The 25,824-nt window shown below is 50.6% G+C and carries 24 protein-coding genes and 2 riboswitches; of the genes, 9 read left to right on the top strand and 15 right to left on the bottom strand.

Translation table 11 applies throughout. From position 1 onward, the window contains the following. Positions 1-186: 186 nt before the first annotated feature. The 4 genes from AC0KH7_RS04925 to AC0KH7_RS04910 form a co-directional block, all read right to left on the bottom strand. Positions 187-1,761 (bottom strand): peptide chain release factor 3, encoded by a 1,575-nt coding sequence (locus AC0KH7_RS04925; protein ID WP_472371244.1) that lies wholly within the window; start codon positions 1,759-1,761, stop codon positions 187-189. Positions 1,762-2,291: 530 nt separating this feature from the next. Then, a riboswitch (cyclic di-GMP riboswitch) is annotated at positions 2,292-2,366 on the bottom strand. A gap of 108 nt (positions 2,367-2,474) precedes the next feature. Next, positions 2,475-3,155 (bottom strand): response regulator, encoded by a 681-nt coding sequence (locus AC0KH7_RS04920; protein WP_472371242.1) that lies wholly within the window; start codon positions 3,153-3,155, stop codon positions 2,475-2,477. 13 nt (positions 3,156-3,168) lie between these two features. Beyond that, entirely contained in the window at positions 3,169-4,608 is a 1,440-nt protein-coding gene (locus tag AC0KH7_RS04915) for an ATP-binding protein (RefSeq protein WP_472371240.1), read from the bottom strand. 12 nt (positions 4,609-4,620) lie between these two features. Beyond that, complete coding sequence (locus AC0KH7_RS04910; protein WP_472371238.1) at positions 4,621-5,178, bottom strand: cytochrome b; 558 nt, start codon at positions 5,176-5,178, stop codon at positions 4,621-4,623. Between the two features lie 402 nt (positions 5,179-5,580). Here AC0KH7_RS04910 and AC0KH7_RS04905 point away from each other — a divergent pair, with 402 nt between their 5' ends. The 7 genes from AC0KH7_RS04905 to AC0KH7_RS04875 all read left to right on the top strand — a co-directional run bounded on the left by AC0KH7_RS04905 (position 5,581) and on the right by AC0KH7_RS04875 (position 12,207). After that, positions 5,581-6,012 carry a DUF1841 family protein gene (locus AC0KH7_RS04905; protein ID WP_472371236.1) on the top strand — a complete coding sequence of 144 codons (432 nt, stop codon included), beginning with the start codon at positions 5,581-5,583 and terminating at the stop codon, positions 6,010-6,012. 12 nt (positions 6,013-6,024) lie between these two features. Then, positions 6,025-6,294, top strand: coding sequence for a hypothetical protein (locus AC0KH7_RS04900; protein ID WP_472371234.1), 270 nt, complete (start codon positions 6,025-6,027; stop codon positions 6,292-6,294). A 77-nt stretch (positions 6,295-6,371) separates the two neighbouring features. Further along, positions 6,372-6,899 carry a DsrE/DsrF/DrsH-like family protein gene (locus tag AC0KH7_RS04895; RefSeq protein WP_472371232.1) on the top strand — a complete coding sequence of 176 codons (528 nt, stop codon included), beginning with the start codon at positions 6,372-6,374 and terminating at the stop codon, positions 6,897-6,899. Between the two features lie 59 nt (positions 6,900-6,958). Beyond that, a riboswitch (cobalamin riboswitch) is annotated at positions 6,959-7,177 on the top strand. 193 nt (positions 7,178-7,370) lie between these two features. Further along, complete coding sequence (locus AC0KH7_RS04890) at positions 7,371-9,218, top strand: TonB-dependent receptor plug domain-containing protein (RefSeq protein ID WP_472371230.1); 1,848 nt, start codon at positions 7,371-7,373, stop codon at positions 9,216-9,218. A 3-nt stretch (positions 9,219-9,221) separates the two neighbouring features. Further along, complete coding sequence (locus AC0KH7_RS04885; protein WP_472371228.1) at positions 9,222-10,721, top strand: cobyric acid synthase; 1,500 nt, start codon at positions 9,222-9,224, stop codon at positions 10,719-10,721. Then, on the top strand, positions 10,718-11,335 hold the full coding sequence (gene cobO, locus AC0KH7_RS04880; protein ID WP_472371226.1) for a cob(I)yrinic acid a,c-diamide adenosyltransferase: 618 nt from the start codon (positions 10,718-10,720) through the stop codon (positions 11,333-11,335). The genes AC0KH7_RS04885 and cobO overlap by 4 nt, the downstream gene beginning before the upstream one ends. Beyond that, positions 11,335-12,207, top strand: a complete 873-nt coding sequence (locus AC0KH7_RS04875) for a cobalamin-binding protein (protein ID WP_472371224.1) — start codon at positions 11,335-11,337, stop codon at positions 12,205-12,207. Before cobO ends, AC0KH7_RS04875 begins: the two co-directional genes overlap by 1 nt. Positions 12,208-12,267: 60 nt before the next feature. Here AC0KH7_RS04875 and AC0KH7_RS04870 read toward each other — a convergent pair whose 3' ends face one another. The 5 genes from AC0KH7_RS04870 to AC0KH7_RS04850 form a co-directional block, all read right to left on the bottom strand. Next, positions 12,268-12,486 carry a hypothetical protein gene (locus AC0KH7_RS04870; RefSeq protein ID WP_472371222.1) on the bottom strand — a complete coding sequence of 73 codons (219 nt, stop codon included), beginning with the start codon at positions 12,484-12,486 and terminating at the stop codon, positions 12,268-12,270. 5 nt (positions 12,487-12,491) lie between these two features. Then, positions 12,492-13,265, bottom strand: a complete 774-nt coding sequence (gene kdsB, locus AC0KH7_RS04865) for a 3-deoxy-manno-octulosonate cytidylyltransferase (RefSeq protein ID WP_472371220.1) — start codon at positions 13,263-13,265, stop codon at positions 12,492-12,494. 43 nt (positions 13,266-13,308) lie between these two features. Beyond that, the gene (locus AC0KH7_RS04860; RefSeq protein WP_472371218.1) at positions 13,309-13,509 is read right to left on the bottom strand and encodes a Trm112 family protein; all 201 of its coding nucleotides are present in this window, start codon (positions 13,507-13,509) and stop codon (positions 13,309-13,311) included. 54 nt (positions 13,510-13,563) lie between these two features. Further along, entirely contained in the window at positions 13,564-14,550 is a 987-nt protein-coding gene (lpxK, locus tag AC0KH7_RS04855) for a tetraacyldisaccharide 4'-kinase (protein WP_472371216.1), read from the bottom strand. Positions 14,551-14,631: 81 nt separating this feature from the next. Beyond that, a complete protein-coding gene (locus tag AC0KH7_RS04850; protein WP_472371214.1) occupies positions 14,632-17,106 on the bottom strand; it encodes a DNA internalization-related competence protein ComEC/Rec2 in 2,475 nt (824 codons plus the stop codon). Between the two features lie 72 nt (positions 17,107-17,178). Here AC0KH7_RS04850 and AC0KH7_RS04845 point away from each other — a divergent pair, with 72 nt between their 5' ends. Next, on the top strand, positions 17,179-17,646 hold the full coding sequence (locus AC0KH7_RS04845) for a DUF2062 domain-containing protein (protein WP_472371212.1): 468 nt from the start codon (positions 17,179-17,181) through the stop codon (positions 17,644-17,646). An 86-nt stretch (positions 17,647-17,732) separates the two neighbouring features. Here the strand turns inward: AC0KH7_RS04845 and AC0KH7_RS04840 are convergent, their stop codons facing one another. Both AC0KH7_RS04840 and AC0KH7_RS04835 read right to left on the bottom strand, forming a co-directional pair. Beyond that, the gene (locus AC0KH7_RS04840) at positions 17,733-20,126 is read right to left on the bottom strand and encodes a Lon protease family protein (protein ID WP_472371210.1); all 2,394 of its coding nucleotides are present in this window, start codon (positions 20,124-20,126) and stop codon (positions 17,733-17,735) included. Between the two features lie 203 nt (positions 20,127-20,329). Further along, positions 20,330-21,547: an ammonium transporter gene (locus AC0KH7_RS04835; RefSeq protein ID WP_472371208.1), complete on the bottom strand. Its 1,218-nt coding sequence runs from the start codon at positions 21,545-21,547 to the stop codon at positions 20,330-20,332. Between the two features lie 211 nt (positions 21,548-21,758). Here AC0KH7_RS04835 and AC0KH7_RS04830 point away from each other — a divergent pair, with 211 nt between their 5' ends. Next, the gene (locus AC0KH7_RS04830; RefSeq protein WP_472371206.1) at positions 21,759-22,697 is read left to right on the top strand and encodes a 1-aminocyclopropane-1-carboxylate deaminase/D-cysteine desulfhydrase; all 939 of its coding nucleotides are present in this window, start codon (positions 21,759-21,761) and stop codon (positions 22,695-22,697) included. 94 nt (positions 22,698-22,791) lie between these two features. Here the strand turns inward: AC0KH7_RS04830 and AC0KH7_RS04825 are convergent, their stop codons facing one another. From AC0KH7_RS04825 to AC0KH7_RS04810, 4 genes are all read right to left on the bottom strand, one after another. Beyond that, positions 22,792-23,028 (bottom strand): hypothetical protein, encoded by a 237-nt coding sequence (locus tag AC0KH7_RS04825; RefSeq protein WP_472371204.1) that lies wholly within the window; start codon positions 23,026-23,028, stop codon positions 22,792-22,794. Positions 23,029-23,257: 229 nt separating this feature from the next. Then, positions 23,258-23,854 (bottom strand): c-type cytochrome, encoded by a 597-nt coding sequence (locus AC0KH7_RS04820; protein WP_472371202.1) that lies wholly within the window; start codon positions 23,852-23,854, stop codon positions 23,258-23,260. A 180-nt stretch (positions 23,855-24,034) separates the two neighbouring features. Continuing rightward, complete coding sequence (locus AC0KH7_RS04815; RefSeq protein ID WP_472371200.1) at positions 24,035-25,144, bottom strand: GGDEF domain-containing protein; 1,110 nt, start codon at positions 25,142-25,144, stop codon at positions 24,035-24,037. 200 nt (positions 25,145-25,344) lie between these two features. After that, positions 25,345-25,782, bottom strand: coding sequence for a GNAT family N-acetyltransferase (locus AC0KH7_RS04810; protein ID WP_472371198.1), 438 nt, complete (start codon positions 25,780-25,782; stop codon positions 25,345-25,347). Positions 25,783-25,824 lie beyond the last annotated feature (42 nt).

The following is a 25,824-nucleotide window of genomic DNA, read 5'->3' as shown; positions in this document are numbered from 1 at the left end:
TATTTTTATTAAGAGTCAAATTTTTTCTAATGAATCAATTGGTTACGAATTGGATTTCAAATAAAAATAACCAGGCCTGGTCATTTTATTGAAAAAGCAGCCTTTTATCGAAAAGAAAAAAATGATTAAAGAAAGGGAAAATACGCAATGCCTTTCAAGACAGGCATTGCGGCAGGTTGCGTCGCGTCAGTGTTCACGCGTCGCAACGAATTGCAAATTCGGCCAACGCTCTTCCATTAAGGTCAAGTTCACACGGGTTGGCGCAATATACACCAGCTGATCCGCCGCATCATAAGCGACGTTGTCTTTGACCTTATCAAGGAACTTATCGATCTCGGCTTTATCGCCCAACACCCAGCGTGCCGTACTGACATTCACCGCTTCAAACAGGCAAGCGACATTGTATTCGTCTTTTAAGCGCTGAGCCACCACCTCAAACTGCAGTACCCCGACCGCCCCAAGAATCAGATCGTTATTGGCAATCGGGCGGAACAATTGTGTCGCCCCCTCTTCGGAAAGCTGCGTCAACCCTTTTTGAAGCGCTTTCATTTTCATCGGGTCTTTTAACTGGGCACGACGGAAGAGTTCCGGTGCAAAATTCGGAATCCCGGTGAACTTAAGCGCTTCGCCTTGCGTGAAGGTATCACCGATTTTGATGGTACCGTGGTTGTGCAACCCGATAATATCGCCCGGATAAGCGACTTCAGCCTGATCGCGTTTATTGGCCAGGAAGGTAATCGCCTTGGCGATTTTGACATCCTTGCCAATACGGACATGTTTCAACGTCATGCCTTTTCCATAGCGCCCGGACACGATGCGCATAAACGCCACACGGTCACGGTGTTTCGGGTCCATATTGGCTTGAATCTTAAAGACGAAACCCGTCAATTGCGGTTCGTCGGATTCCACATAACGTTCATCCGTAGCACGACCGACCGGTGCCGGAGCGTAGTCGGCAAAGCCGTCCAACAACTCCTGAAGCCCGAAGTTATTCACCGCGGAACCGAAGAACACCGGGGTCAGCTCCCCTTTCAGGAAGCGTTGCAAATCGAATTCATGACTGGCGCCACGCACCAACTCAATTTCTTCGCGCAGCTCTTCGGCTTGATCGCCCAGCCTATCGTCCAACTCCGCGTTGTCCAAGCCATGAATCAACTCCCCTTCCGAGGCATTCAAACCATCGGCCGATTCGAATAAACGCACCGTATCGTTATGCAGATGGTAAATCCCTTTAAAACGCTTGCCCATACCAATCGGCCAGGTCATCGGCGCACACTCGATTTTCAGGACCTCTTCCACCTCATCAAGCAATTCAATCGGCTCCTTGCCCTCTCGGTCCAACTTGTTGATAAAGGTCAAAATCGGGGTATCTCGCAAACGACACACTTCCATCAATTTAATGGTCCGATCCTCAACCCCTTTGGCCACGTCAATCACCATCAAGGCGGAATCCACAGCGGTCAAGGTACGATAGGTATCTTCGGAGAAATCTTCATGCCCCGGCGTGTCCAACAGGTTGATCATGACATCACGATACGGGAACTGCATCACCGAGGACGCAACGGAAATCCCTCTTTCCTGCTCCATCTTCATCCAGTCAGACGTCGCAGCACGGTCGGTTTTACGGCTTTTGACCGCACCGGCCATCTGAATTGCGCCCCCGTAAAGCAACAGTTTTTCCGTCACCGTGGTTTTACCCGCATCCGGGTGGGAGATAATCGCAAAAGTGCGTCGTTTGTTGGTTTCAAGTTGCAGGGACATAGTTTCTTCTTGCCAGTTGAGTTGTTTTTGAGTGTTTGGAATCTCAAACGCGGTCAATGCAAACCTCGTGCAATAGCCGAATCGGCCAGGCCTGGTATGTTTTTGCATTTCAGCGGGTCGAATTTGCGACGGATTATACCCGATTAGCGTCTTGATTCCTAAAGGTATTCATTTTTCGCTCGGGTGGAAATCGTCTTGAAAAGAAGTTTCGAAAGATAAAAAAAAAGGGCTTAAAAAAGCCCTCAAAATAATTTCCCCCAGTGTGGTATTCCCACGTCAGAAATGGGAAAGGGGAAATTCAGTTGCACTCTGAACAAGGTAAAAATTTGATACACACTCGTTAGAACTTACTTGATCGAATCCATCTTCGAAACATCAATCCGGAACGAAAAATGGCGACACCAAAAACCGAATTGAACCAAGGGTTCCTTAACAAGAATGAAGCATCAGAAATAAATACGGAAAATCGAAAGAGATACAACAGGAAGACTTAAGCGCTTATCTAAAAGCAATGACCTTAACGGTCTGAATAAGGCAACCCGGCCATCTCCGAGAGATCCGTGGCTTTCTGTCTTCGCCTCGCGACGAATTTAGCTTTATCAAATTAAGATGGTGAAATATTAAGACATCGAAAATAAAAAAACAAGGTTTTTTAAAAAAAATTTACTCTTTTCTTTTCGTAGTAATCCTTAGCCCATTTTTTAGGCTGGAAATCACGTCAACATTTCGAACTTATAGCCCACACCGTACACCGAGTGAATCAACTCCTTATCGGTCAATTCCTCGGCCAGTTTATGGCGGAGTTTTTTAATATGGCTATCCACCGTGCGATCGGACACCACGCGATTATCCGGATAGATGCTACTGATTAATTGCGTACGGGAATAAATACGCCCTGGGGAGTCGCTCAATAATTTCAAAATCGCGAACTCAACCAGCGACAACCCGACCGTTTGGCCTTGATAGCGCACTTGATAGCGCTCTTCGTCCATGTGCCAGCCATCATCACTCAAGTGCTCACTTTGAAGGGTGCTGCGACGCAACAAGGCTTTGACCCGAGCCAAAAGTTCTCGTGGACTGAAAGGCTTGCACACATAATCATCCGCCCCGAGTTCCAACCCCAAGATGCGATCGATTTCCTCCACTTTCGCGGTCAGCATAATGATCGGCACCTGACTAAACGCGCGCACATCCTTACAGATTTGCAAACCGTCCTTACCCGGCAACATCACATCCAGCAGCACCAAGTCCACCGTATGTTGCTTCACCCAGTCTACGACCTCCAAACCATTGTCGATAACATGCACCTTAAAGCCGCTGTCTTCGAGATACTCTCGTACAATATTGGCAATTTTAATTTCATCTTCGACCACAAGAACCGTTTGTGCTGTCATGCTGTTTCCTTTTTTAAATCGGTAAACGTACCGTTACCCGTATCCCGCCCCGTTCGGACTGGGTGGCCGAAACCTCGCCTTGATGCGCCTGAACGATCTGCTGAACGATCGCCAAACCAAGGCCGGCCCCACCGTGTCGACGACTTCGTGAGCCTTCAGTCCGAAACAGGCGTTCAAACAAATGGACTAAATCATCCGGGTCGACACTCGGGGCCGAATCCGAAATTTCCAATTGCAGGTGTTTCGAGCCGCACGTCAAAACCACATCAATCTCACCCGGTTTTTCACCGTGATCCGCTTGTATTGCGTCGGTATAAGCAAGGCTGTTTAACAACAGATTGGTAATCATCTGCTGCAATCGCGCTTCATCCCCATTCATTTCACAAGGTTCAGTAGGTAGGGTCAAGCTAAGCGTTAAACCTTTTTCCCGAATCGGCCCTTCAACGGTTTCCAACGAACGCGACAGGACTTCCTTAAACGACACCCGGTTCATTTTATAATGCAACCCGCCAACATCATTCAACGTCACCTGATAAAGATCGTCCACCAAGCGATTCAACAGCATCACTTCTTCATAGATTTGCTGGATATTACGTTCCGTCGCCGGTCGAATACCGTCTTTAATCGCCTCTAAACTGCCTTGTAACACCGTTAAAGGCGTGCGTAACTCATGAGAAATATCCGCAATCCATTGATTGCGACTTTGCTTGCTTTGCTCCAGCGTGGCGGCCAAGTGGTTGAAGTCCTGCTGAAGTTGCCCCAGTTCGTCGGAACGGTTTTGCTTCAGACGTGTCGAGAAATGCCCTTGAGATAAACGGCGCATTCCGCGTGTGACTTTACGAATCGGCATTAAGAAATGATTGGCGAACGGCAATAAGAACAGCAACGCCAACAGCGTGACCAAAACGGCTCCCCAAGTAAAAATAAACGACTGGCTTTGCGCAAACTCAATGTCGGATTTATCGGTCAGCTCTTTACGGTGGTTATACCCCAGATGCCCCGCCTCCTCGCGATCCACCCGAATACACTCCACCATTCCGTTTGCCGTCGGCGGCGGCCCGACAATCAACTTGCCGTCTTTGCTCATCAAACTGACCCGGCTTTCGAATTCGTCCGGATGCAGCTTTAGCAAGGTCGGGTACTGCCGTTCCAACAAAATATCCATCGGAATATAGGTATGCGTCAAGTCCACTCGATGCGAAGCGGTCAACAAGCGTTGCCAAACATCCAAACCAATATCTTCGGTATCAAAGATGCCCTTTTCATCCATATAGACTTCAATGTTGTTTTTCAAACGCTCCAAACGCAGCTGATCGCGTTTATCAACGTATTTCACCATGGTGTCGTGCAACAAATATTGATTGCTCCACACCATGGCCCCGAGCATCAGAAACCCGAAGCTCAACAGCACCAAAATTAATTTAACTCTTAGGGAAATCTTCATCGGAAACATGTTAGACCGCACTTATTCTTGCGGCGCTTTACGTCCCAACATGCGCGTTAAAGTCGCGTCTTTATACACGAAGTGATGCTTCCAGGCACCGGCAATGTGCAACACAATCGCGGCTGGCAGAATAAACTGACCGGCAATCGCATGCACGCCTTTGGCAACGCCGCCAATGGTTTCATTTTCCGGTACGATTTGCGGCATAACGAACCAACCGAAGACTTCTACCTCATGCCCGCCGGCATTGGACATAACCCAGCCGGACAACGGCATTAAAATCAAACCGAGGTACAGAAAACCACGGACAATATGCGCCAACACCTCTTCGGAACGTTTTGAGGCAATCACAGCCGGGTTCGGCGACACCTTCAACCAAACCAAACGGATCACAACCAAACCAAGCAAAATGACGCCAAGCGATTTATGAATGTCGTAGAGTTCAAATTTACCCGGCGATTTCGGCAGTCCGGCCATGTAAATCCCCAAAGCAATCAAGCCAATAAATAACAGTCCACTGATCCAATGGTTGGCTCGGGTCACTAAACCATAGGCATCCGCCGAATTTTTCATGCTCATCTATTTCTCTCTCCGAATGATGTTAGAAGAGAGCCTTGCACGAAATGATTTCACGGCTAAAAATGGCTAAAATCCGCCTTCTCTTCGTTGAAAAAATTGCGAATAGCTTGCTATTCGCTGCGTTCTCCGTCTTGATTAGACAAATTTTATCTCATTTTTAGCTCGCGCTTCATCCGTGCAAAGCTCTCTAGAAGGATTAAATGCCGTATTTTACGCGATTATTTCGAATCATCAGTATAGGTTTCGATTGTTACATAAATGTGCAAAGAGTATGAAGCCGCGCCCACATCGCGCGCCAGGTCAGGCGGCGTTCCGTTAAGTCTTCTAAAAAAGCCAAAAACCGTTCCGAACAAAAGTTGTTTTCGGTACACTATGCTCCATTGAAATCAAACTTTTTTGACCATGTTTTATACCACTGAACGCGACAAAATGCGCCAATTTTACGCCGATACCTGGCGTAAGGCGACCCAAAACGAATCCATGGATGCCATGGAAACCCGTGTGGCGCGGGTGATTGAAATGCACCCGGAATACCATGCCATGCTCAACAACGAAAAACACCTTGGCAGCGATTACCTGCCGGAAATGGGCGAAACCAACCCATTTTTACACATGGGCATGCACTTAGCCTTACAAGAACAAGTGGCCTTGGACCGCCCAGCCGGTATCCAAGCCGTTTATCAACAGCTCGGCGAACGACTTGGCGACATCCATAAAACCGAACACGCCATGATGGACTGCCTAGGAGAATCTCTCTGGCAGGCGCAACAAAACCAAGGCATGCCAGATGAAGACGCCTATTTGGCCTGTCTGCAAGATTTATTGAAATCCTAATTGGGAGTGCTTATGTCAAACGATGCCAAGCCACAGGAAACCGTACCGGCGAAAAGCCGTTTCGAACCGTCGCGCCAACCGCCTTTCAAACGCGCCTTACGCAACGCCATACTCATTGCCATCGTGGTCGGCATTGTCACTCACATTCAAGACTCCACACCGCAGGAAAGCTTGATGTCGGCCTTATTCACCCTCGTCATCGTACTGCCTGCCTTATGGTTGTCTTATCGTTTGACCCAAAAAATGCTAGCGCCATCCGACGAGCAAAAACCGACTGATTGACAAAAACGACCAGGCCTGGCAGAAGTTCCTACAACGGCCAGGCCTGGTCGTTTTTGAGACAACACAAGGATGTTCCCATGACCGACACTAACACCATGCCTGACACGGCGAGCTTCAGCATCATTCAATCCAAAGGCTCTCTGGATTGGTCTTACCCACCGATGATTCTCGCCAGCAGCGCGGTGGCCATGGGCAAAAACGTGGAAATTTTCTTCACCTTTTACGGCATCAATTGCCTGTTGAAAGACACTTCCCGCCTCAAGGTTTCTCCTGTCGGCAATCCCGGCATGCCGTTGAAAAGCCCCATCGGCCCCAACTGGCTGCAAACCGTTGACTGGCGTTTTCTACCGGACATCGTCTGGTCTCTGCCCGGTATGACAACCACCGCTACCTGGATGTTTCACAAAACCATACAAAAACACGGCCAGCTGCCTTTCGATGAAATGCGCGCCCTCTGCCAAGAACTTGGCGTTAAGTTCACCGTCTGCCAGATGAGTATGGAATTGCTCGGCTACCGCCCGGAAGACCTCATTGACGGTTTAGAGTTTGCCGGTGCCGCCACCTACTTTGCACAAACCCCGCAAGAACAAAGTCTGTTCATCTAACGTTGAATTTCATTCATACTGGCTTGAATTAAATTTAATTGATAAACCACATCAAACCTTTTAATATTTGCCACTCAGGTGCGCGGCCATTCGCATGGATGGCGACGCGTTAAACGGGAAACTGGTGCGAAGATCACGTTTAAGTGGACTTTTAATCCAGTGCTGCCCCCGCAACGGTGATAGAGAAAACCAGACCCCATGCCATTGAAGCACTGCTTTGAGAAGGCGTCTGCGAATTGCTCTTCAGCCCGGATACCGGCCTGACAGTAAACGACAAAGATGTCACCAAACCGATTGCGGTGGGCAATACGGCAGGTATTTCAAGGCTTCGTTCGCAATGCTCCTTTAGCAACGACCCGTTATCTGTTTTTACGGCAATCCGTCTGATGCGGCCGCCGTAAACCGTTTTGCCTTCGTTATTAGAAGTCGCCATTCAAGAGACTTCTTAGCATCCAAACGAAGGAACTTTCCATGACCCCTAAACTAACATGCAAACTCAGTCCAATTTCCATTGGCCTAGCTTCCGTGCTATGCGCTGGCCAACTACAGGCCGCCGAAACTCAATCGCTCGATAAAATCATCGTGTCCGCCAACAACACCGACCAAAGTACCCATTCGGTCACGGCCAATTACGACGTCATCACCCGGCAGGAAATCGAAGAAAAACAATATAAAACCCTGGCCCAGGCCTTGAAAACCGTTCCAGGCGTCACAGTGAAAAGCAATGGCGGTTATGGCACTGCCACCTCCATTTTCATGCGCGGTCAAAGTAACAATGCCACCTTGATCATGGTGGACGGCATTGAAATGACCAATCCAATGGGCACCGGCGGGGCCATTATTTCCTCCTTGCTGTTGGGCGATGTGGAACGCATTGAAATCATCAAAGGTCCGCAATCCGGTGTATGGGGCGCCAATGCCTCGGCCGGCGTCATCAATATCGTCACCCGTAAAGCGCAAAACGTAGCGCAATTCAGCCTGGAAGGCGGCACTTACAATACCCAACGTTTAAACACAGTCTTGGGCGCTTCCAGCGACAAAGCCGATTTCCTCTTCACGCTTTCAGATCTTTCCACCGATGGCTTCTCCGCGGTACGCCCCTACCATCATTCCAACGACGGTTTGGAAGACGATGCTTTCCAACAAACCGACGTTTCCATGAAAATCGGTCTTAAACCGGTCAAGGGCCATCGCCTGGAAGCCTTTTTGAAAAACACCAGCTCTTCCAGCCAATACGACAGCAGCACCAATCCCGATGCGAGCGGCCCCTTTTATGAAAGCGACTACAGCAATACCATCAAAAAACTGAGCTACCGATACGAGCAAAACGCCCTCAACGCATCGGTCTACTGGCTGGAAAACGAAATCGACCAGTATAATGACGGTAAGCTCACCGAGTACGGTGCCAAGGGCCATTACGAATACGCCGCCAATCAACGCTTAGCGGCCAGCCTGACCTCCAAGGAATTCGAAGGCACCAACTCCTCCTCCGGCGACACCAGTCGTTATTACAATACCGGCGTAGCCCTGAACAACACCAATCAATTCAACGGCAACCGCCTGATCATTACCGAAGCCTTGCGTTACGACGAATTCAGCAAATTCGACAACAAAGTCACCGGGAAGGTCGGACTGAAAAACTACTTTACGCCGGACATTTATGCCAGCGCCAACGTCGGAACGGCCTATAATGCCCCAACGCTTTATCAAGTGACCTACGGTGCGACCCACGACTTGCAACCGGAAGAAACCGAAGCCTACGACATCACCTTAGGCGCTTACGGATTGGAAGTGACCTATTACCAAACCGAAACCAAAAATCTCATCAACTACGGCGGTACCTGGCCGAATGATTACTACGAGAACCTGTCCGGAAAATCGAAATTCAGCGGCGTGGAAGCCTCCTACCAAACTGATATCACCGCCATTCACACCGATTTAAAGCTCGGTTACACCTACCAGAGCGCCAAAAACGACGACGACCAATGGCTCAGCCACCGTCCGGAACAACAAGCGTCATTGCAAATCGACAACTACAGTTTGGCCGGGTTACACCTCGGCTGGGAAACCCGTTATATCGGCACCATGTACGACAAAGTGGATAAACAAGGCGCTCAAATCGGCGAATATTTCGTCACCGACCTCACCGCCGACTACGCTCTCAACACCCATTTCACCCTGTACGGAAAAGTCTTGAACCTGTTCAACGACGACTACACCAGTGCCGTCGCCAGCTACGAAAGTGACGGCACCACACCCGCCTATGTCTATGGCAATGGCGGCACACAAGTGTCGTTCGGTTTACGAGGGACTTTCTAACCGATGAACGCGCGTTGCTTGATGGTTCAAGGTTGCACCTCCGATGCCGGCAAAAGCACGCTGGTCGCCGGATTATGCCGCCTCTACGCCCGACGCGGCCATCACATCGCCCCGTTCAAACCACAAAACATGGCTTTGAACAGTGCCGTCACGGAAGACGGCGGCGAAGTTGGCCGGGCCCAAGCACTGCAAGCCCAAGCGGCCGGAGCGCCTTTATCAGTACACATGAACCCGATATTGCTGAAACCCAACAGCGATACCGGCGCTCAAGTCATTCTGCAAGGCCAAGCCATCGGCCAGCTCAACGCGCAAGACTATCATCGTTACAAACCCCGAGCCGCCAACGCGGTTTGGGATTCCTTTCAAAAGTTGTCCGACCAATACGACACTCTGTTTGTCGAAGGCGCCGGCAGCCCGGCCGAAATCAATCTTCGGCAAGGCGACATCGCCAATATGGGATTTGCCGAACAGGTGGATTGCCCGGTCATTCTCGTCGCCGACATCGACAAAGGCGGTGTTTTCGCCCACATCGTCGGGACACTGGCGTGTCTGACACCTTCTGAAAGGAAACGCATTCAAGGTTTTGTCATCAACCGCTTCCGCGGTGACATCACCCTATTACAAGACGGGCTCGACTGGCTCGAAAAACGCACCCGAAAACCGGTGCTTGGCGTCCTACCTTATCTGCACGACTTGAAGCTCGATGCCGAAGACGCCATCGCAGTGGCCGATGCCGCCGATACCCAATCCGCCAGGCCTGGTGATTTTCAAGATTCGACCCAACGCAAGTTCAAAATTATCTGCCCACTGTTGCCGCACATTTCCAATCATACCGATATGGACCCATTGCAATGGCACCCGGTCATCGACTTTCAGTGGGTCAAGCACAATGCTCCCATTCCCCCTGCCGACCTGATGATTCTACCCGGCAGCAAAAGCGTGGCATTTGACCTGGCCTGGCTCAAACAGCAAGGCTGGGAAAGCGCTCTGAAACGCCACCTTCGCTATGGCGGCAAAGTCATCGGTATTTGCGGCGGGTTGCAAATGCTGGGCTATAAAATCCACGACCCGGACCAACTGGAATCGTCTCAAGCCCAACTCTTCGGCTTTGGCTGCTTCCAGTACGAAACCACCTTAAAACCCCGTAAACAGTTGAAGCGCCACTCCGGCCATTTGAACTTCGGTTCGAACGCCCCGATTTCCGGTTATGAAATTCATCAGGGCGAAACCGATTTCAGCGGTTATGCGCCGGCCCTCAACTGGGCATACGGTCTACGGGACGGAGCCCTGTCCAAAGACAACCAAATCCTCACCACCTATTGCCACGGCTTATTCGACCACCCCGAAGGCCAAAAAAGCCTGTTAGAATGGGCAGGATTGCGCGACGCCGACGCCTTCCACCTGGACCAGCACAGGGAAACCCAACTGAACCGCTTGGCCGATACTCTGGAACAGCATTTGGACATTGAAAAAATCGACAGCATTTTAGGATCGACAGCATGACAAACGACGCCATATCCGATAAACAGAACCAATATCACAAAACCCGCATGGAGCGTAAAAAAGCTCAAATTGACGCCTCCATCGCCCGCGCACAGGATGAAAAAGGCGTATTGCTCGTCATCACCGGAAACGGCAAAGGCAAATCCACTTCCGCCTTCGGCATGGTCTCCCGTGCGCTCGGCCATGGCTTAAAGGTCGGCGTTTGCCAATTCCTCAAAAGCCGCACCGACACAGGAGAAGAAGCTTTTTTCAGCGCCCACCCTAACTGTGAATGGCATGTGCTGGGCGACGGATTCACCTGGGACACTCAAAACCGTAAACAGGATATTCAAACCTCTCAAAAAGGCTGGCAAGTGGCGACACGTATGCTCACCGACGCCCGTTATGATTTGGTGGTGTTGGACGAACTCACCTACTTGCTCAGCTACGACTACCTTGATAAAGATCTCGTATTGGATGCACTGCTCGCACGCCCGGAAAATCAACATTTAGTGGTTACCGGCCGTTCCGCCCTGGCGGAACTGCGAGACATCGCCGACACCGTGTCCGAGATTCGCGATGAAAAACACGCCTATACCGCCGGCATCAAAGCCCAAAAAGGCGTCGACTACTGATGCTTTCGCGCCACACGAGCTGGATTCACCTGCTGTTCGGCCTTCTGATTTATGGCCAGGCCTGGCCCATTTCAGCGGAGAACAGCGCGCGACGCATTATCTCCTTGGCGCCGCATTTGACGGAACAAGTTTACACCGCCGGAGCCGGTGACAAGCTGGTCGGCGTCATCGACTATTCCGATTACCCTGACGCCGCCAAAACACTGCCCTCGGTCGGGAATTTCGCGCACTTTAACATCGAAAAAATCGTCGCCCTCAAACCGGACCTGATTCTGGCTTGGCAATCCGGCAACCGCGAGAAAGATTTAGACAAACTGAAACAACTGGGCCTGAACGTCTGGACAACCGACACCCATCGCCTGGCCGACATTCCCCGCCAAATCCGCGCCATAGGACAACGCGCCGGAACCGAGTCTCAAGCAATGCCCGCTGCACAAGCATTGGAACAGACACTCGCCAAACTCAAATCTCGTTATCAAAATGCAGCGAAAATTCGCGTCTTCTACCAAATTTGGGCCAAGCCTTATATCACCATCAATCGCAAACAGTTTATCAGTCAAGGCATTGCACTTTGCCAAGGCCAAAATGTCTTTGGCGACCTGCCGGCCCTGTCGGGCGAAGTCAGTTTGGAAAGTATTTTAAAAGCCGATCCGCAAGTGATTCTGCTGGGTGGCTATCCAGAAAAACAAACCCTCTGGCAGCAGGCCTGGCAAAAAGTACCAGGCCTGGCGGCGGTTGAGAAGCATCAAATTTACCCGATGGTCAGCGATTGGCTACAACGCCCGACGGCGCGTTTTATCAACGCCTTACCGGCATTATGCCAAACATTGGACAAGGCGCGAGTCGCCTATGGATTGAAAGGGTCAAACTAAAAATCAGTGTTAAGGAACCTCTGTGTTAAAGAACCTCTGATTGAATCAGCTTGAACTTCTTTAAGAATTGGCTGACATTTGACCGAAAAAGAAATACAACATATAAGCGGCGTACATCACCACCATGACAATACTGAGCAGCGTGATGGGACGCATGCCTTCGTCCTTGATTTCAATGCCCTGCGCCGCCAGTTTTCGGCGTCGAAGATGGCGTTTAATCATCCAATAGATAAAGTAAATCACGCCCAATAAGGTGAGAATATTCAGTAACTTCCCCATGCGCCTTAAGCTCCGAAAACCATCGAAGCCATTTTGGCTCGCACGCGCACCAAGTCCGCTTCGGTATCCACCCCGACACCGGCATCGCATTCCGCATCCAAGACCAGAATGCGTTCGCCGTGCCAAAGCACTCGAAGCTGCTCCAGTTTTTCCACCTGCTCCAAAGCACATTCCGGCCATTCCACATACCGTTTTACAAACCCGGCACGATAGGCATACAAACCGATATGACGTTTATAAGCCCAGTTGGCAGGCAAGGTTTTCGGCTCGGCGCCAAAGGTATCGCGTGACCAAGGCATGGGCGCACGCGTGAAATTCAGCGCAAAATTCTGACAATCGCGAATCACCTTTACCGCGTGCGGGTCAAACACAGTTTCCACCTCTTCGATCGGCTCACAAAGCGTGGCCATCAAGGTATGCGGATGGCTTTCCAACCCGGCCGCCACTTGATGAATCAACGCTGGCGGCAACATCGGCTCATCCCCCTGAACATTGACGATAATCTCATTTTCCGACAAGCCCAACTGCGTCACCACTTCGGCAATGCGCTCGGTGCCGGACTGATGCCGGTCGGACGTCAAGCACACTTCCGCGCCAAAGGATTCACACGTCGCCTTGACCTGTTCACACTCGGTGGCGATCACCACGCGCTCGGCGCCGGATTTCTTAGCCTGCATCCAGGTCCAGGCAATCATTGGATGACCATTGATTTCCATCAAAGGTTTTCCGGGCAAGCGTGAAGATTCAAAACGGGCGGGAATAATGACAGTAAACGACATAGGTTGCGGCGAGTCTCTCAATAAAAAAGCGATTGGCTTTGGATTAACGTTTCAGTTTAATGTAGTGTTCTTTTTCTTCCGGCGTCAATTCGCGGGCTTCTTCTTCCAGCATAATGGGAATGCCGTCGCGAACCGGATACGCCAGATTGGCGGCGGTCGAAATCAACGCCTGCTTGTCCTTATCGAACTGCAAAGGGGTTTTGGTCACCGGGCAAACCAGTATGTCGAGTAATTTCGGATCCATAAAATTTCTTAGCCTCTTTTAAGCGTGAACAGTCGGCAGGAATGGTCGCATCGTTCAAATCGTAAAATCATAATGCCCCAGCCGTTGAAATAAACGGTGTGTAAAATCATCCGGGCATTTAGGGCGCAATTCGAGATACCACCAGTTCGCCTGTGCGAATGCCCGACATTTTACCGCATCTTTCTCAGTCATAAGCAAGGGTTTTGAACTTTCAAAAGATGCAAAATCATCCGGCTGGAAAGCGTGGTGGTCATCAAAGCCCTGCGTGTCGGCTCGAATCCCCAAATCCGCCAGCGTATTGAAAAAGCGTTCCGGCGAGCCGATCCCCGCCACCGCATTGACCCGGTCGCCCTTAAAGGCTTGCAAGGGCAAGGTCATTTCCGGTTTGGCCACCAAACGGAATTGATGCGGCACCAACTCCATCACCGTGCTGGTTTCAGCCTGAAGTTCGGCCGCATCGCCACCATTCCAGACCACATAATCGACTTGCCCCAAGCGTTTTTTCGGCTCCCGTAACGGCCCCGCCGGCAAACACAATCCATTGCCCAATAAACGTTGCGCGTCCATCAACACGATTTCAATGTCACGCGCCATGGCGAAATGCTGCAAGCCGTCGTCACTGATGATGACGTCCAGCTCGTGTTTCGATTCCAGCAGCGTAATCGCTTCCGGGCGATTCGGCGACACCGCAATCGGACATTGCAATGAATGCGCCAACAGCACCGGTTCGTCCCCGACCATCGCCGGATCGGAATGCTCAGTGACCCACTGCGGCCAATGGCGTGATTGACCGCCATAACCGCGACTAACGATGCCGTAACGGATGCCGTGCGCTTTCAGTTCACGCCCCAGCCATTGAATAAACGGCGTTTTACCGGTGCCGCCGACCACAATATTGCCGACCACGATCACCTGCGCGCGGCTACGACGAATCGGCGGTTTTCGGACAAATCGCGACAAACGATAGGCGGCCACGCCACAGGTCAACTTGCTTAACGGCCACAGTAGCGCTGTTTTCCACGATTGTGTCGGAGATTTCATCCAGAAGTCCGGCCAGCTCATTCTTACCTTTTCTCTCTTCTATCCATTGACTATTTTTCTCATTAATCGACTACAGCCCCTTTACAGCCCGGCTTTATCGCGCGTTTCGGCAAAGGCTTCGCACTCATTGCCATACCAACGCGGGTGGGCTTGCCGTGCGCTGTTTACAAAACGCAAAGGCGATGGGTGAAACCGTTCGGAATCGAGGGTTATTTTATACTGAATCGCGCCGCGACAGGCAGTATTTCGCCAGGGAATCCCCAGCTTTTCCAACCGGTTCAAGACCGTTTCACTTGGAAAATGAAACCGATTGGCAAAACCGCTGGAAAACACCGCCTCCTGCGGGGATACCGCTTTTAACCAGGCCTGGGATGTCGACGTTCGGCTGCCGTGGTGCCCGGCCACCAGCAAGTCCGCCTGCAATTCGTCTTCGTAGGCGGCCACCAGCGGTTTTTCCATGCGCTCGGTCAAGTCGCCCGGCACCAAGACCGTTCCCGCCCCATTGGTCACCCGCAACACACAAGACGCATCGTTATCATTCGTCGGTTGGGGCAAAAAATCCGCCGGTGACAAAATCTCAAAACGCACATCGGAAAACGACCAGGCCTGGCCGTTTCCGCAAGGTTGGAACACCCTTTGTTCCAGGCGATGATTCAACACCTTTGCCTGACCCGACACCGCTTCTTTTACGGCCACATCTTGCAATAAAGACGCCACGCCCCCGGCATGGTCCGAATCGGAATGGCTGACAATCAACAGATCCACCGTCGAACGGTTTTGTGACTTCAAATAAGGCAACAACGCCAGTTTTGCGCCGTCCATCTTGTCACTCCAGCGTGCGCCGGTATCGTACACCACGGTGGCGGTTTCCGTTTCAAACACCAGCGCCTGCCCTTGTCCGACGTCCAAAACCGTCACCCGAAACTCGCCGGGCGCCAACACCGGTTTGAACGGATGCCATAGAAAAACCGCTGTCAGCCCGACCAAAACCAAGCCTCCAAGCCATTTTCGAGCGCCGCCGGTACGGACGCTGACCGTCCAAAACAAAACGCCGTACAACAACACAACCTGCCAGGCCTGAAGTTGCCCCACAACCCAAAAACCAAAGGCGTCCGATAAATATTGCAACGCCCACCAAAGCGCGCTCCAAAGCTGGTCGTTCAGCCACATTAACGCATGCGCCGCAGTGTCTGACACAAAACTGACCAACACCGTCAAAAACAACAACGGCAGTCCGAGCAAGCTCACGAACGGCACCGCCAGCAAATTCGCTAAAAAGCTGCCCAACGCAATCTGATGATAATATCCGGCCAACGCCGGTGCCAAACCGACCGTCAACCCCAGTTGAATCCACAGCAGTTTTTGCCAGTTCGGTGCCCGTTGAACCCTTGGCCAGCGCAAAATAACAAAAATAATCGCCACTGCCATAAACGACAACCAGAACCCCTGGCTCAACACCGACGGCGGGTGCCACAACACAATCAAAAACGCCGCCAGCGCCAATGCCGACCAGGGTTGAAACTTACGACGAATCAACACAAATAACAGCACCGTCACCACCATCAGCCAGGCGCGCTGTGTCGGAATCGAAAACCCGGCCATCGCCATATAAACCGTGGCCATTAGAATGCCGCCCCAACTGGCGAACACAATTTTCGGCGTGAGCTGCCACCAGGTCCCATTCATCCAACGAACACCAACCCGCCAGACCCAGGCAAACAAAATAAACCCCAGGCCGGCCACAATAGCGACATGCAAGCCGGAAATGGCCATCAAGTGAATCGTGCCGGTTTGCTGCATCACACGCCAATCATCGGCACTAATATCACTTTTATCGCCATCAATCAAAGCTTGAAACACGCCTTGAAACGGTGAGCCGCCGAACAAATGCCGTAAATGATTCGCCAGATCGTTTCGCAACCCCAAGACACCGGCCTCGGAAAGCCGAACCGACGGGGTCCCCTTGTCCAATACATAGCCATAACCTTGTATGCCCTTTTGAAACAGATAGGTTTCGTAATCGAAAGCGCCAGGGTTGAGGCTGGCATGGCGCGGTTTCAACTTGATTTGAAATCGCCAGGTCTCGCCGCTTTTGGGCACCATCTCAGCGTCATACCAACTCAACTGAACGGTCGGTTGCCAAAAGGACCAGGCCTGGTCAAACTGGATATCCTGATTCGTCATATGCTGGAGCACAAATGAGAATTTGACGCGAGGCGGGCGGCCATTTTCATCCAACGAATGAACCTGTGGCAAATCAACCACTTTGCCCACAACGGTCATGGGTTTAAAATAAATGGAATTTGGTAATCTATCTGTCAAAAAAGAATGTAAAAATACCCAGATACAGCCCAAAATAACGCCTATAATAATAGGGCTAAAAACCGCTATAAGGACATGATTGACCGATTGTTTCAACGGTGCGAATCGTAAAACCATCCAACCAAACACCAGTCCTCCGGATAGCCAAACAAGCGACCAGCCACTCGGAAAGGTCCCTAGCTGATAAAAGGCATAGACACAACAGATAAAACCCAGTACAAAGTAACGAAACATATGCCGAAGAAGATATTTAAAAAATACGCACCCAATCCTGAAAAAATTAAAAACATGAAGGGGCTCGGCTTTTTGGCAAAATGGCTCGGAAACCCGAACTTATGGCATATTCATCGCCATAATACCGCTAAAGCCTTTGCCAACGGCCTGTTTTGGATGTCGATTCCGATTCCGTCGCAAATGGTCACGTCTGCGGTCACCGCCATTTTGATTCGTGCCAACCTTCCCTTGAGCGTCGCCCTGGTTTGGATCAGTAACCCGCTCACCATGCCGCCTATCTTTTATTTCAATTATCTGGTGGGCACTTGGATACTCGGTACCGAAGCCGAAGCTTCTCTGCATTTTGAAATGAGCTGGGATTGGATCATCACCACGCTCGACGAACTTTGGCTACCGCTTTACCTCGGCAGCGTCACCGTCGGAGCCGTCCTCGCCATCACCAGCTATTTCGGACTGCACCTATTCTGGAAAATTCATGTACGCCGCTCCTGGGAAAGACGCATGCAACAACGACGTGCCAAGTCACAACACGAAACCTAAGGAACCCTACCTAGGGAATATCTGATTCAATCAGAGGTTCCCTAAACTACCGAATGCATTCGACAGAGTCAGCGTTCCTCTGACATTCAGTCATGAGAGTGGTGGTCGGAATCCTTTTCGTTCATTTTTTCCAATGACTTCACCACGCGGGCATTGATACTGCCTTCCGGGAAGGTGCCGTCTTCTCGTTCCTCTCCCACCGGCATATCCGCCAGCAAGCCAAGCGCATCGTCAATATGACTCATCGCATACACATGAAAATCGCCGTTTTCGACCGCTTCACGGACTTCCCCGTTCAACATCAAATGCTTGGTATTGGCTTCTGGAATCACCACGCCTTGCTGCCGCGTCAAACCTCGCGCCTTACAAACTTTGAAAAAGCCTTCGACCTTCTCATTCACCCCACCAATCGGCTGGATTTCACCAAACTGGTTAACCGAACCGGTCACGGCAATGTCCTGACGCAACGGCACTTGTGACAAAGAGGAAATTAAGGCCAGTAATTCCGCCGAGGAAGCACTGTCCCCTTCCACGCCGTCATAGGTCTGTTCCATAACGATGGACGCGCTGAAACCAAGCGGTTTTAACTTCATATAACGCCCGCGCACATAGCCGGATAAAATCAACATCCCCTTGGAATGAATGGGCCCGGCCATTTCAATTTCGCGTTCGATATCGACCACACCTTCGTCTCCGGCCGAGGCTTGAGCAGTGATGCGCACCGGCTGGCCAAAGGACTGACGTCCGACGGTCAACACTGTCAAGCCGTTGACCATACCGATATGATGACCGGATACCTTAATCAGCACCTGTTCTTCAATAATGGCACGATGGTAATAATCTTCCATCAATCCGGTATGAAAATCACGCTGTTGAATGGTCGCTTCAATAATCTCGCGAGTCACCTCACCTTTATCATGGGCACGGGCAAAGGCATTGGCTTCGGCCAAAACATCCCGTAGGATGGCTTTATTGGTGTACAGGCGGCCTTGCGACTCCACCAGACGGGAGGCGTATTCAATCAAGCGCTCCAAGGCGGATGGGCGCACCGGCAAATCTTCCCAATCTTCGACTTCCGATGCCAATTGCTTGGCCAACACCAACTCATGGTCGGGCGTACGGTCTAACTCCACTTCAAACTCCACCTGCACTTTGAACAGGCGATTAAACTGCGCGTCGATTTCCTGCAAAGCATAGAAATGCTGTGCCTGACCAATCAACACCAAGGTCACATCCAATGGATAGTCCGGTAAATGGTATGGCACCACACTGCTGGAAGACGGAATCTCAAACGTCAGCCGCTTGCTCATCAAAGCGGCTTTCAAATGCGACCAGATTTCCGGGTCTTTCAACACCGACTGCACGCTCAGCATCAGAAAACCGCCATTGGCTTTTTGCAATAAACCGGCCTGGTGATTCATCGCCAGTGTTAAGGTGTCGGTCGCATTGGCACTGGCGGAGTTAATGGTGTAACCGAACAGTTTCGGCATCGTTGCGTTTTGCTCATAAATCACCGGCGCGTGTTTCAAACCGGAATGATCGATAAGCAAATTCACTTCGAACACCGACATACCCGATTGTTCCGCCAGCAATTCTTCCATCGAAGTTTGCGCCGCACTGGTCACCTGCTCCGCGGACTGATCCCAGAACAGATGCAATTTGGAAACAACCGCCTCTTTTAACGAATCGAGATAATCTTTGATTTTGGGGGTTTCACCAAACTCCATCTTCAAGGAATCAATCAAGGGTTCCAAATGTTCATTGGCCACTTGGGTGTTGAGTTTCTTACCGGCATCCATGAATTCATGCTGCAAAAACGGGAAATGCGTCAAACCTTTGTTGAGCGCTTCTTCCACCTGATCCAAACCGTCCATAAAATAACGTTGCAACGGCTCATCCAGCTTTTTTAAGTCCGCCATCCGCAAGCGTTCACCTTCCACCACGGCAAACAACACAAAGTTGTTTTCGTTCTGCTGCACTTCAATGTTCAGAGATTCCGCCAAATCCAGCGCCGGTTCCAAAGCACTTTCCTGTTTTTGCGCCAACTCGTTTTCCAGTTGCTGATTTTTCAACTGATAGGCATGGCCGTCAAAGACCACCGGCAATTGCGTTTTCAACTGAGTAATCAGTTCTTCCACCGCCTGTTTAAAACCATGTCCGTGCCCGGCTTGGAAATACAGATATTGGGTTTTATTGGCTTCGCTGAAGTCCGAGACCAATACCACATCCTTCGGAATGTCCTTACGCTTGGCCGCTTCGCGCAACATCGATTTGGTCATGCCGATGCGCCCGACGCCCGGTTCGCCCATAATAAAGATATGGTTCTGATTACGTTTCAAATGCAAACCGAAATTTAACGACTGGTAAGCGCGCGGATGAAAGCGTTGCATGAATTCCTTGGTATCGGATTCACTGACGTGAAATTCCTCGGAATTGATTTCGGTAAAACGGTAGAGTTCAGGTGCAGATAATTTACGCATAGATGTGAGTTATATTATGGATTCCACCGTATGAAACGGTTTTACATGGGTTGATATAAACAAGCGGGCGTTTCGTTTGAAACGCCCGCTCGAAAGGCCGAGATTCTTTCTATAAACGCTATTATAGAAGATACGCCCAAGTTTTTCGAAAAAGCCACCGTCTTTCTGTAACGCGATGCGTTCAAGACGGCTTGTGGGCTTTCTTAAAACTCTTCTCTTGGCGGGTTGGCGTGGATTTTATGAATCGACAAATCCGCGCCCTGATATTGGTCTTCATCACTCATTCGCAACGTCATCAATTTATTGACTAGCCAGTACACAATGAAGCCGCCAATCAAGGCCACGCCGACACCGGCCAAGGTACCGAGAAGCTGCGGCATCATCGCCACGCCGCCCAAACCGCCCAGCGTGGTGGTACCGAAAATGCCCACCGCAATGGCGCCCCAGACACCACACAAACCGTGCAGCGGCCAAACACCCAATACATCGTCCACTTTCAAGGTTTTTTGCGTCCAGGTAAACGCTTTCACGAACAAGGCACCTGCCACCAAACCGATGACCAAAGCGCCCAAAGGGCTGACCACGTCGGAACCGGCACAAATGGCCACCAAACCGGCCAAAGGCCCGTTATGAATAAAGCCCGGGTCTTTATCGCCCATGACCGTGGCCGCCAGAATACCGCCGACCATCGCCATCAGAGAGTTCATGGCGACCAGCCCCTGAATGCCTTCCACGGCTTGTGCCGACATCACATTGAAGCCGAACCAGCCGACCGACAGAATCCAGGCACCCAATGCCAAAAACGGGATGCTGGACGGTGGGTAAACGTGTTGCATTTGCCCTTGGGCGTTATATCGATTATGACGGGCACCGAGAATCAAAATCGCCGCCAGAGCAATCCAACCGCCCACGGCGTGAACGACAATGGAGCCGGCAAAATCATGGAAAGGCACGCCATAAGACGATTCCAACCAGGCCTGGAAGCCAAAGTTACCGTTCCACGCCATCCCTTCGAATAATGGGTAGATGAACGCCACCGTTAAAAACGTCGCCAACAAAACCGGATAAAAACGGGCGCGTTCCGCAATCCCGCCGGACACAATGGCCGGGATGGCGGCCGCAAACGTCATCAAAAAGAAGAACTTCACCAACTCATAACCGGATTTGTCGGTCATCGCCTGAGTCAACTGACCATCCAGATTAAAGCCCAGAAACACCCCGTAAGCCACGCCGTAACCGATGAAAAAATAAGCCACGGTCGAGACGCCCAAATCGGTCATGATTTTCACCAATGCATTTACCTGGTTTTTATGCTGAACCGTCCCCACTTCCAAAAAGGCAAAACCGGCGTGCATGAACAGCACCAGAATCGCCCCCAGCAAAATGAATAACACATCCAAACTTGTGGTCAATTGTTCCATACCCTTCGTCCCTGTTTTTGTTATATGAAATATATGTAAAAATGGTTATAAATAGTCGGCGTATTTTACCAAAACTTCCCAACCGAATAAGAGAAACCCTTTATGACCTCATCACCTATGATTTTATGACCCTAGCTGACCCTACCTTATCTGACCCTACCTGAACGTATCTCCGGATACTTTCGCAAAACGCATACGGTATCATATTCACATGAACAGAATTTCATTGCCCAATGACCAGGCGAATGTCAGCCCGATGGAGGCCCTGCATCACCCGTTATTCAACGACCACAATGTCTCAGTCTGGGTAAAACGCGACGACCTCAATCATCCGACCATCCAAGGCAACAAATGGCATAAACTGAAACGCAATCTGCAAGCGGCCAAAGCGGCTGGAAAAACAACCTTATTAACCTTTGGCGGCGCCTACTCCAATCACATCGCCGCCACCGCGGCGGCGGGCCAAGCGTTCGAGTTTAAAACCATCGGGTACATTCGAGGCGACGAATTCGCCAATCGACCGTCGCGCTGGAGCCATACACTTCATACGGCACGGCAAAAAGGCATGGAACTTCACTTTCTGTCTCGGGCGGATTATCGCCTTAAAACCCAACCGGCATTTTTGAAAACGCTCACAGCCGAGCATCCGGGCGCTTATATCCTGCCCGAAGGTGGTACCAATGAACTCGCTGTGCGCGGGTTTGACGAACTCTGCCAGGCGATTGAACACCAGTGCCCGAACTGGACACACCTATACACCTCTGTCGGTACCGGCGGCACCTTGGCAGGCCTGGTGAAATTTGCCACACCCACTCCTCAACGCCATATTTTAGGCGTCGCCAGTTTAAAACAAGCCGATTACCTGATTCCAGACATCGAAACCCTCAGCGGAGTCTCTCATAATACAACCGGGTCGCCCAATTGGCGCTTACTCACCGAGTATTGCGGTCCGGGATACGGCCGAATATCGCCAGAAATCGAAGCGGCTCAACACTGGTTTGAAACACAATTTCACATTTCCCTGGACCCGGTGTACACCAATAAACTGGTGTTCGGGTTTCTACAAGAACTGCAAGCCGGCCGAATTCCACAGGGTGCGAAAGTGGTGCTATATCATTCCGGCGGTCTTCAGGGAAACCCCAAAACGTAAAAAGCCCGGCAATGCCGGGCTTTCTTATTATTATCCGCTGACATTATCATCAGCGTTTCCTTCTAGCGTCAATCAATCGTTAAAGATTGGAATCTTAGTGGTTTTGCATGGATTCCTTAGTTTCTTCAACTTTTTCTTCGGCGGCATCCGCCGCGTCACCGGCCGCATCCTTTAAGTTGGACACGGCATCACCGGCCGATTCTTTTGCATCCTGTAGGCTTTCTTTCATATCTTCTTGTGGGTCGTCACTGCACCCAACCAAAGTCATTGAACCGAACGCCATGGCCAAGATCATTGCAAAAGAAGCCAGTTTAGATTGATTCGAACGCATAAATTCTCCTTTTGGTATTATGCCAAAGTTTCAAAGCGGTAAACCCAGAATACAGACAACCCGTTAAACGAGCTTACCTGTCGCGAGTATACCAAAAAAACTGGTCGATTAATATTGAAGAAAAGCTGACATTACAGCATTCAAGCCGAATGAAAAAGGAACCTTGCGCTTCGGGAAACAAAGCGCAAGGTGATCAGAAAAGGTTCAAGGGTTCTTGGTTTAAGGGTGCTTAAAACGTCGTGATGTATTCCGATACGGTGACAATTTCGTCATCCGAAAGCTGTTGCGCATTTGGAATCATCATCGCGCTCATGGCCCCTTTTTGCTTACCGGCTTTATAGTCCATCAAGCTGGCCACCAAAGCGTCTTTCGACTGCCCGGCAAGCTGCGGCCCAACGCCACCTTCACCGGAGCCGCCGTGACACCCTGCGCAAGTCGCATACAGTTCAGGGCCTGCCGGACTATTTTGAACCGCTTCCGTTACCGCTTCTTCAGCCGGGGCTTCTTCCGTGGTCATTTCAATTACGGTTGTCGCTTCATCGGCCGGTGCAGCGGCTTGCTCCGCCTCCTGTTGGGCGGCGGCCGCTTCTTCGGACAAGGGTTCTTTTTCCGGCTGCGCATCCATCAATTGTTTATCCTTCACGTCCATGGTGGAGGGTTGATTCGCCGCTGGCGGCTTGATATCCGAACCGGTTTCACTGCCAATTACCGGCTGATCGGTGGCGGTGGCTTCTTCAAGTTGCTTGGCGTCGTCACTGCAAGCGGTCAAGCCGATGGAAAGCAAACAGGCCAGAGAAACAGGCCCTAAAAAGGAGCGTTTAAACATAAGTCGATTCCTTATCACTATGAAATAGAAATGACGAGTCAACATCGTTGTATACTCCACTCGTCGCCAAAATAACCGATTTTTCGTTTATCTTAATCAAAATCGACCAGGCCTGGGCAATTTTTATCAATATCTCCAAGGTGCCTTCAGATTTCAAGCTTTGCTTGTGTATCTTGCGTATTAAGCGGCCACTTGGTTACGGCCGTTTGCCTTAGCTTCATAAAGCTTTTTATCGGCCGCGTTAAACAAATCAAAAAAGTCGTCTTCCTGCGACGGAATGCGACACGCCACACCAGCACTGATGGTTACATACGGCTTCACCTTGGAGTGTTCGTGCCGCAAAGCCTTGGCCTCGACTTGTTCCAACACCGTCTGCGCCAAATGAACCGCATCCTTCAATTCGGTATTGGTCAACACCACCACGAATTCCTCACCGCCGACACGGGAAACAATGTCGGTGCGACGATGCACACAAGCTTTCAATACCTCAGCCACTTCTACCAGGCAATCGTCACCGGCCAAATGGCCGTAAGTATCGTTATAAGCTTTAAAGTAATCGATATCGAACAAAATAACCGACACTGGCGTCTGATCTTGATAGGCTTGATTGTAAACTTTTCGGGAAAAGGTGTCGTATTTGCGACGATTGAACAGACCGGTCAGGGAATCGATTTCCATGAGCGTCCGCATACGTTGTTCCATGCCCTGATTCAAACTGATGAGAAAAAAGGTCAACATACCAATCATCAAATAAATAATCACCTGGTTAATGGTGTAATTCACTTGAACCAGCTCAGCCGGCATGGGCGTGATCGGCGGAAAATGGTTATGGAAATAATTCACTCCCAAATAAGTACAGAACACCGTAATATTCAAAATCATCGAAAAACGGTTCAGCCCGAGAAACAGGAAAATTGCAATCGGAGCTACCAGGAAAAATAAAGAATCCCCGCCCGCCTGTTGAAACAAAATGCCCATTAATGTGATGGTCAGCAAACCGGAAAAAACGATCAACAGCTTCGCGCTCCAGTAGCGATGCTGAGCATTCAGGTAAAAGACTCCAAACGCCATCACGAACTGAAAAAACGGCACCACACCTTGCCATAACGGCGCATGCAACTCCGGACGGCACACCAACACATACAGGTAAAACAACGGCCCGACAATCGCGGGGACCATAATGGCCGTGGCCGTCACATTCACAAAACGGAGCATGCGCAGCTCTTGATACCCCATATCGTCATGGGCACCGATGTCGAACACACGCGTCAATTTGGACAAAAAAGACATGATGAAATTACTAAACCTGACTGAATGGAATGGCGACCGAGCCCCTTCGGAAAACGGAAGCGTTGAATAAAGTGACAGTATTGTCACGTTTGGAACCCATTTTACTCCAGTCCGGCTGATTTGAGAAAGTGAAAAACCGTGAAGTCACAAAAATTTGATTTGAGTCAGCTTTGATGTCGTCAGCTTAAGACAACCTCAAGTCAAGACAGCTGAGACGATGCCAACCGGAACACAAAATGCAAGCTGTTGCTCTCAAAGCCTTCCCGAGCATAAAAACGATGCGCGCCATCACGTTGGCGCCCCGAATCCAAATGCAGTTGCTCGCAACCATTTTCGACGGCATGCATTTTCAACCAATCCATCAAACGCTTTCCGGCACCTTTCGAACGGTGTGTTTCCTCCGTCACCAGGTCGTCCACATACAACGCCTTGCCCCACGCCAATTTACGCACAAACACAAAACCGGCCAGCGCTCGAATGTCGCCATCCTGTTCTTCACATACCAATTGATAGCCTTCACTTTGCTGCTGTTGCATTCGCGCGATGATTTCCGTGACCGTCAGCGCCGGGCGCAATTGTTGCATCACGGTCGCGACGGCAGTCAGGTCATCACCGGGTTTCATTAAACGAATTGACATGGCAAATTCCTCCGAACCCAAACAGAGCCCCTCATCAATCTG

Origin of the sequence: Hydrogenovibrio sp., from assembly GCF_965140365.1 — a bacterium.
Taxonomy (GTDB): domain Bacteria; phylum Pseudomonadota; class Gammaproteobacteria; order Thiomicrospirales; family Thiomicrospiraceae; genus Hydrogenovibrio.
This window is presented reverse-complemented; position numbering and strand designations above follow the sequence as displayed.

Excerpts from the sequence above, each read along its gene's own strand:
- AC0KH7_RS04925 (WP_472371244.1), bottom strand. The coding sequence starts at position 1,761 with ATGTCCCTGCAACTTGAAACCAACAAACGACGCACTTTTGCGATTATC.
- AC0KH7_RS04920 (WP_472371242.1), bottom strand. The coding sequence starts at position 3,155 with ATGACAGCACAAACGGTTCTTGTGGTCGAAGATGAAATTAAAATTGCC.
- AC0KH7_RS04915 (WP_472371240.1), bottom strand. The coding sequence starts at position 4,608 with ATGTTTCCGATGAAGATTTCCCTAAGAGTTAAATTAATTTTGGTGCTG.
- AC0KH7_RS04910 (WP_472371238.1), bottom strand. The coding sequence starts at position 5,178 with ATGAGCATGAAAAATTCGGCGGATGCCTATGGTTTAGTGACCCGAGCC.
- AC0KH7_RS04905 (WP_472371236.1), top strand. The coding sequence starts at position 5,581 with ATGTTTTATACCACTGAACGCGACAAAATGCGCCAATTTTACGCCGAT.
- AC0KH7_RS04900 (WP_472371234.1), top strand. The coding sequence starts at position 6,025 with ATGTCAAACGATGCCAAGCCACAGGAAACCGTACCGGCGAAAAGCCGT.
- AC0KH7_RS04895 (WP_472371232.1), top strand. The coding sequence starts at position 6,372 with ATGACCGACACTAACACCATGCCTGACACGGCGAGCTTCAGCATCATT.
- AC0KH7_RS04890 (WP_472371230.1), top strand. The coding sequence starts at position 7,371 with ATGACCCCTAAACTAACATGCAAACTCAGTCCAATTTCCATTGGCCTA.
- AC0KH7_RS04885 (WP_472371228.1), top strand. The coding sequence starts at position 9,222 with ATGAACGCGCGTTGCTTGATGGTTCAAGGTTGCACCTCCGATGCCGGC.
- cobO (WP_472371226.1), top strand. The coding sequence starts at position 10,718 with ATGACAAACGACGCCATATCCGATAAACAGAACCAATATCACAAAACC.
- AC0KH7_RS04875 (WP_472371224.1), top strand. The coding sequence starts at position 11,335 with ATGCTTTCGCGCCACACGAGCTGGATTCACCTGCTGTTCGGCCTTCTG.
- AC0KH7_RS04870 (WP_472371222.1), bottom strand. The coding sequence starts at position 12,486 with ATGGGGAAGTTACTGAATATTCTCACCTTATTGGGCGTGATTTACTTT.
- kdsB (WP_472371220.1), bottom strand. The coding sequence starts at position 13,265 with ATGTCGTTTACTGTCATTATTCCCGCCCGTTTTGAATCTTCACGCTTG.
- AC0KH7_RS04860 (WP_472371218.1), bottom strand. The coding sequence starts at position 13,509 with ATGGATCCGAAATTACTCGACATACTGGTTTGCCCGGTGACCAAAACC.
- lpxK (WP_472371216.1), bottom strand. The coding sequence starts at position 14,550 with ATGAAATCTCCGACACAATCGTGGAAAACAGCGCTACTGTGGCCGTTA.
- AC0KH7_RS04850 (WP_472371214.1), bottom strand. The coding sequence starts at position 17,106 with ATGTTTCGTTACTTTGTACTGGGTTTTATCTGTTGTGTCTATGCCTTT.
- AC0KH7_RS04840 (WP_472371210.1), bottom strand. The coding sequence starts at position 20,126 with ATGCGTAAATTATCTGCACCTGAACTCTACCGTTTTACCGAAATCAAT.
- AC0KH7_RS04835 (WP_472371208.1), bottom strand. The coding sequence starts at position 21,547 with ATGGAACAATTGACCACAAGTTTGGATGTGTTATTCATTTTGCTGGGG.
- AC0KH7_RS04830 (WP_472371206.1), top strand. The coding sequence starts at position 21,759 with ATGAACAGAATTTCATTGCCCAATGACCAGGCGAATGTCAGCCCGATG.
- AC0KH7_RS04825 (WP_472371204.1), bottom strand. The coding sequence starts at position 23,028 with ATGCGTTCGAATCAATCTAAACTGGCTTCTTTTGCAATGATCTTGGCC.
- AC0KH7_RS04820 (WP_472371202.1), bottom strand. The coding sequence starts at position 23,854 with ATGTTTAAACGCTCCTTTTTAGGGCCTGTTTCTCTGGCCTGTTTGCTT.
- AC0KH7_RS04815 (WP_472371200.1), bottom strand. The coding sequence starts at position 25,144 with ATGTCTTTTTTGTCCAAATTGACGCGTGTGTTCGACATCGGTGCCCAT.
- AC0KH7_RS04810 (WP_472371198.1), bottom strand. The coding sequence starts at position 25,782 with ATGTCAATTCGTTTAATGAAACCCGGTGATGACCTGACTGCCGTCGCG.